The 6,433-nt window shown below is 49.5% G+C and carries 6 protein-coding genes; 5 read left to right on the top strand and 1 reads right to left on the bottom strand.

The window, feature by feature from the left end; genetic code table 11:
* Positions 1 to 323 precede the first annotated feature (323 nt).
* The 5 genes from Q0X35_RS05620 (at position 324) to dhaM (ending at position 5,166) form a co-directional block, all read left to right on the top strand.
* Complete coding sequence (locus tag Q0X35_RS05620) at positions 324 to 1,079, top strand: glycerophosphoryl diester phosphodiesterase (RefSeq protein WP_297566390.1); 756 nt, start codon at positions 324 to 326, stop codon at positions 1,077 to 1,079.
* A gap of 25 nt (positions 1,080 to 1,104) precedes the next feature.
* Positions 1,105 to 2,520 (top strand): MFS transporter, encoded by a 1,416-nt coding sequence (locus tag Q0X35_RS05615; RefSeq protein ID WP_297566388.1) that lies wholly within the window; start codon positions 1,105 to 1,107, stop codon positions 2,518 to 2,520.
* A gap of 154 nt (positions 2,521 to 2,674) precedes the next feature.
* Positions 2,675 to 3,676, top strand: coding sequence for a dihydroxyacetone kinase subunit DhaK (gene dhaK, locus Q0X35_RS05610; RefSeq protein ID WP_297566386.1), 1,002 nt, complete (start codon positions 2,675 to 2,677; stop codon positions 3,674 to 3,676).
* 1 nt (position 3,677) lies between these two features.
* Positions 3,678 to 4,346, top strand: coding sequence for a dihydroxyacetone kinase subunit DhaL (gene dhaL / locus Q0X35_RS05605; RefSeq protein ID WP_297566384.1), 669 nt, complete (start codon positions 3,678 to 3,680; stop codon positions 4,344 to 4,346).
* Positions 4,347 to 4,395: 49 nt separating this feature from the next.
* A complete protein-coding gene (gene dhaM, locus Q0X35_RS05600; RefSeq protein ID WP_297566382.1) occupies positions 4,396 to 5,166 on the top strand; it encodes a dihydroxyacetone kinase phosphoryl donor subunit DhaM in 771 nt (256 codons plus the stop codon).
* 158 nt (positions 5,167 to 5,324) lie between these two features.
* Here the strand turns inward: dhaM and Q0X35_RS05595 are convergent.
* On the bottom strand, positions 5,325 to 6,433 hold a 1,109-nt coding region (locus tag Q0X35_RS05595; RefSeq protein WP_297566380.1), incomplete at its 5' end, for a DUF1846 domain-containing protein.

Here is a 6,433-nt window from a genome sequence, read left to right as displayed (position 1 = left end):
TATAAGAGACAGGTTTCCGCCCGCCTGCACCGTCCCGAGGAGAGATAAAGGGAAGGCGCCCATCGTCCTAGCTGCTAGGAAGATTTCTTAAACTTTTCACTACTGAGAAAGTAGAGGCAGGAAGCTTAGCATATTAAATCAGTATAAATACCGGTGAAAATATGGATAAAATACCTGCTTAGCTTTGCACATATGTGCATTGTGAGAAGAAAATGTGGAGCTGCTTAAGGAATACCTTACTATTAATAATTGTTGCTGATTTACCACACGAGCGTGCAAAGAAGTACTGGCGGTAAATCGAGTGAGCAAAGAAAGGAGAGAAAATGGCAGGCTGTACTTTAATGGCACATCGTGGATTGAATACGCTTGCGCCAGAAAACACTATCAGTGCTTTCCAAGCTGCCTTGGATAACGGAATCAACTGGATTGAAACAGATGTGGATGCATTAGGAGATGGCACTCCGATAATCATTCATGATACTTCTTTAGACCGCACTACAAATCGGGCAGGAAGTTACTACGATTTAACTGCGGCTGATCTGCTGCAGCTAGATGCAGGATCTTGGTTTAGTCCACAATTTGCTGGCGAGCCAGTGCCGACTCTGCGGCAATTGGTGCAGTTTATGAACGAAAAAGGGTTAAATGCCAATATCGAGATCAAGTCGAATGAGCAAGGCAAAAAAGAGACGCTGCGGCTAATTGACAATATCATTGCGGAGCTGGAGGAGCTCAACCCCGCTCGCAAGGTCATTATTTCTTCTTTTAATCACGTATTGCTGCATATCTTTAAGCAGCGCGCTCCGAAATTGCCAGTCGGCTGCCTCTATGAAACAGTCGCTCTTTATGACGACTGGAAGTCTATGCTGGAATTAGTGGGAGCTGATTACCTGCATCCGGAGGATAATTTCTTGACGGCAGAGCGAGTGAAGGAAATTCATCAAGCTGGCTTCGGCATCAATGTTTGGACGGTAGATGATCCCGGCCGCGCAAATCAACTCGCCAATTGGGGAGTTGAGGGAATCATCTCTAATGTGGCCAATACTCTGATGGGTATTACCGGCGCCGAAAGTGAAAAGTAGCTAGATACAGAATTGGAAAGAATATATGGAAAAACAAAGTAGATTCGCAAAGCTGCCGGTATTTTTACGCCCCGGTCGCGTAGGCGGTTTCTTGACGATAGTCATGGCTGGGCAGCTCACCTATTCCGCCTTTGAGGCTTTCAAAGGCTCCTTGATGGTGCCGCTCACCTCCGCCTTAGGGATTGGTATCGATCAGTTCGGTATCCTCATGGGCTGGCTAGGCATAGCAATGTTTCTTTATGTGCCTGGTGGTTGGGTAAATAACCGTTTCACTATTCGCTCTATTCTGATCGCTTGGTCTGTGTGGCGGATGGGCACCGCATTAGTGCTGTATTTAGTGCCAAATCTTGACTTCAACATAATGATTGCAATGGCCATATCCTGGGGAGTCTGGGATGCGATTGGCTGGCCAGCAGTGGTAAACGGCGTTTCCTTCATGTCGCAGGATTCTGATACAAAAGGGCGCGGCTTGGCTATGGGACTTCTGGAGTCGATTCGCCGTGCAGCCGAATTCCTAATGAATCTAATCGTGGTGGGCTTGCTAGCAGCTTTTTCGGAGCACGCCGACACCGTAATGCGTATTATGGGTGTTTGCTACACCTTGATAATTATTCCATTGCTTTTCTGCCTGCTGCGCTTTGTGCCAAAGAATGCCACTGCGAAAGGTGAAAAGCCAGGTGAATCCGATAATATCGCCGCTTTGAAAGGCCTGCTGCGGGTACTGCTCATTCCGCGGGTTTGGTTAGCTGGTATTGCCGGACTTTGTGTCTATTGGTGCTACGTAAACCTAATTTACTGCTCTGCTCCGTACCTGATTTTGGTATTTAAAGCTACGCCCGCGCAGGCAGGTGCCTTCGGTATTTTCAATACCGGCTTAGTAGGTATTTTTGCTGGCCTGGTATCTGGCTTAGTGGCTGATTACGTATTTAAGTCTTCCACCCGCATGATGGGCTTGGCGCTCAGCGTAATCGCCCTTGGCGTGGGTCTTATCTACGTGCTGCCTGCCGGAAATATCTGGTTGGCGATGGGGCTGCTGATCGTAATGGCTTTCGGTACTTTCCTAGGGAAGTCGGTAATTTTAGCTCCGATTGCGGAGCTGCACTTGCCGGAAGAAATCAACGGCTCGGCAATGGCAGTTGGTTCCCTCTTGGTCTACGCTTCGATTTTCTGGGGCAATCCGACTACCGCTGGTATCGTGGAAGCGCATCGCGATAATCCAGAAGTGGGATACAAGATAATCTTCCTTATCACGCTGATTGTGGCGCTGGTAGGAGCGGTTTGTGCCTTCTTGCTGGATAGAATCAATGCGCGTATTTCGGCCAAAGAAAATACGCAGGCAGATGCGCCAGCAGCTGCTCCGGGTGTGGCAGCAGCGGCAGAAGAGGCAGCTGCAGCAGCCGCAAATGCGGCAGAAGCAGCTGGCGAAGATAAGGCGGAATAAAATCGCTTTATTGAAAACTAATTAAGCAGATTATCTGTAGGTAAAAGCGGGAGCTTGGGTAGATACCAGCTCCCGCTTTTTACATCTCCCCCTCCCTTATCTAAGGTAGTAAAATGTGTGCTACAGCATAGATATTTAAGTACTAGGTAGTCCGATGAAAAAGCTTATTAATGATCCGCATAAAGTAGTTGCCGAATCCTTAGCTGGATTTGCCAGCGCCCATGCTCAAGAAGTAGAAGTAAATCAGCAGCTGCACTACGTATTGAGGAAAGAAAAGAAGACGCCGGGGAAAGTGGCCTTAGTTTCCGGAGGGGGATCTGGCCACGAACCTCTACACAGCGGTTTTGTGGGCTACGGGATGTTAGACGCCGCCGTCGCCGGCCCGGTATTTACTTCTCCTACTCCTGATCCAATTTTGGCGGCTACTCAAGCAGTAGACGGTGGGGCGGGTGTGCTCTATATCGTTAAGAACTATACGGGCGACGTGCTGAATTTTGCTACTGCCGCCGAATTGGCTGAAATGGAAGATATTGAAGTAGCTACCGTGGTAGTCAACGACGATGTGGCAGTAGAAGATTCTCTCTACACAGCTGGGCGCAGAGGCGTAGCGGGCACACTGCTAGTAGAGAAAATTGTGGGCGCGGCCAGTGAGGCGGGAGCATCTCTAGCAGAGGTGAAAGATTTAGCCAATGCGGTAATTGCCAATGTGCGTTCGCTAGGTGTAGCGCTTAGCCCCTGTACCGTGCCGCATGTGGGGAAACCTTCTTTTGATCTCCCGGCAACGGAAGTGGAAATTGGGATTGGAATTCATGGCGAACCAGGGCGGCGGAGAATTCCCTTTACTAATGCCGACGACCTTACTGATCAGTTACTAGATCCCGTTATTGAGGATTTGAATTTGCGAGCGGGTGAGCAAGTAATTGCTTTAGTTAATGGGATGGGCGGTACCCCGCTTTCTGAGCTCTATATAGTTTATAGACGCTTAGCGGAACGTTTGCAGAGCGCGGATATAAAAATAGTAGATTCCTTAGTGGGATCGTACGTCACTAGCTTGGAAATGCAAGGAGTTTCGCTCACTCTACTGCGTGCGGATGCGAAAATGTGCGAGCTGTTCCAGGCGCCGGTGTGCACTCCCGCTTATCGGAAAGGGATGTGAAATGCTGGATGTGAAATGGGCAAAAGAGTGGTTGCAGCTCAGCGCAAAAATCATAAATGAACATCGGGATGAGCTTATAGAGCTAGATCGAGTAATTGGCGACGGTGACCACGGGGAAAATCTCGATCGCGGTTTTCAAGCTGTAGCAGCTGGATTAATGGATTCTACCTTTAGTACTCCTGCTGAAGTATTTAAGTTTGCTGCCCAGACTTTGCTCTCTACGGTAGGTGGAGCATCTGGACCTCTGCTGGGAACTGCATTTTTACGGGCGGCCAAAGCCGCTACCGCTGTGGATTCTCCGCAATTGAGTGCAGCTGATTCTCTGCAGATATTGCAGGCAGCATTGACGGGAATTCAGGAGCGGGGCAAAGCAGTGCCCGGAGAAAAAACTATGGTAGATGCGTGGAGTGCTGCTTTGGTTGCGGCGCAAGCAGCTGCGCAGATAGATCCCTGCAAAATATGGGAAGCGGCAGCTGCCGGAGCCGCTAAAGGCGCGGCAGCTACGGCGGATATGTGCGCTCGGAAAGGGCGTGCTTCTTATCTAGGAGAGCGCTCTATCGGGCATTTAGATCCCGGAGCAGTATCGAGTGCCTATATTCTAGCGGCGGCAGCCCAAGCGGCGCAGGCGGCTCAAGCAGATCAAGCGAATCACGTAGAAGATGCGCATTAGATGCGCATTAGATGCTAGTGATGGGTAGGCAGAAGAAAGGATTATTACGGTGAAATCTTCTATCTCAGTTTCTTTAGTTTTAATTTCGCATTCTGCGCAGCTTGCGCAAGGGCTGGCAGATTTAGCTAAACAAATGGCAAATGATGTGGCTATTATTCCGGTGGGCGGCACTGCGGCAGGAGATTTAGGCACAGATTTTTCGCGCTTAGAAGCAACTGTAACAGCCCAGCGGCAGAAGGGATTTGCGGTGCTTCTCTTTGCCGATCTCGGCTCGTCTAAATTGAGCGGAGAATCTTTACTCGATATTCTGGGCGATGATCAAGTACAACTAGCGGAAGCTCCGTTTATAGAAGGAGCGGTGGCTGCGGCTGTGGCTGCGCAAGGAGGAAAATCTTTAGCAGAGTGTGCAGAGCAAGCGCGGGAAAGTATCCAAGTTTTTCTGCCCGCCAATGCGCTCGCGGCGGCAGCAAAGTCTTCGGCAGAAGGAAAGTTTGCCTCCGACTCCGTGAGCCCAGCTCTGCAGAATTCTCCTTCTGTTACTGCGCCAGCAGCTGATCGGTATGAATTGCGGGCAGTAGTAAAGGATATAGCTGGTATGCACGCTCGCCCTGCCGCCAAAATAGCTGATATGGCTATCGCAGCTGGTGGAGATATTTATATCAACGGAGAAGATGCCGAATCAGCTTTACAGCTTATGAGCTTAGGGATAAAAGGGGGAGAAGAAGTGCTTATTAGTGCCCCTGCTGCGCAGAAAGAAACAGCAGAGAAAATAGCTGCTCTTCTCGCCAATAGCTGGATAATGCCGCCGCCCTGCATCTAGGGTGAATCCTTATATGTAGGGTAAATCTTTATATGTAGAGTAGTTTTCTATACGCAGGGTAGAGCCTCGTATCCAGATATTTGCTTGAATCTAGAAAATTTTCTTCCCAGTATTTGCGCTTATAAACACTTATAAATGCGTATAAACGCTTATAAATTCTAGCGCCGCCAGTAGAGGCCTTTATTCTGGAACTTCGGCTCGGAGGTAACTAGGCAACCTAGGCTCCGGAAAATTCCTTCATCTACCGACCCTAAAATAGTCGTAGTATGCACATCGCAGCCGCGCAGATTCGCTAGTTGCGCCAGTGCTTTGCGAGCTGCTTCAGAAGTGCCTGCGGATACGGAGAGCGCAATTAATACTTCGTCAGTGTGCAGGCGCGGATTTTTTGAACCGAGATGCTGCGTCTTTAGAGTCTGAATCGGCAAAATAGACTCGGGAGAGAGCAGTTGCAGCGAATCATCGATGCCGGCTAGTTCTTTTAAGGCATTCAGTAGCATCGCAGCGGAGCATCCCAAAAGTGGAGAAGTCTTACCCGTCACCAGGCGCCCATCGTGCAGCTCAATAGCAGAAGCGGGGCCGCCGCTCTCCGCGGCCTTTGCCAAGGCGGCCGGGATTACGCGCCGAATATCTACCCCCAATTTCAGCTTGCTCATAATTAGCCGCACTCGCTGTGAAACTGTGGGTTTTGCTCCCGTCAGCTTTTCATCTACTAGAGCGTGATAATAACGGCGGATAATCTCTTGCTCTGCTGCTTCGCGGCAGACGGCGTCATCAGAAATACACATTCCGGCCATATTTACGCCCATATCGGTAGGGGAATGATAGGGCGAAGCTCCGGAAAGTTGAATTAAAAGCGATACCAATAGTGGGAATACTTCCACATCGCGGTTATAACTCACTACTTGTTTACCGTAATTAGCCAGATGGAAAGGATCAATTAAGTTCACATCATCTAGATCGGCAGTGGCTGCTTCATAAGCTACATTTACCGGATGGTCGAGCGGCAGATTCCAAATCGGGAAGGTTTCAAATTTTGCGTATCCCGCCGGAATATTGAGCTGAAAATCGTGGTAAATCTGGGAGAGGCAAGTTGCCAATTTTCCGGATCCCGGCCCGGGCGCCGTCACCACCACTAAATTGCGGCTCGTTTCGATGTATTCATTCTTTCCAAATCCCGCTTCGGATACTACTTGCGCGGCATCGGTCGGGTAACCGGGAATTGTGTAGTGTAGGTACACGCGCAAGCCGAGATTTTCTAAGCGCTCTT

It is taken from the genome of uncultured Arcanobacterium sp. (assembly GCF_947253055.1).
GTDB lineage: Bacteria > Actinomycetota > Actinomycetes > Actinomycetales > Actinomycetaceae > Arcanobacterium_A.
Note: the sequence above shows the minus strand (reverse complement) of the source record. Positions and strands in the feature narration are given on the sequence as shown.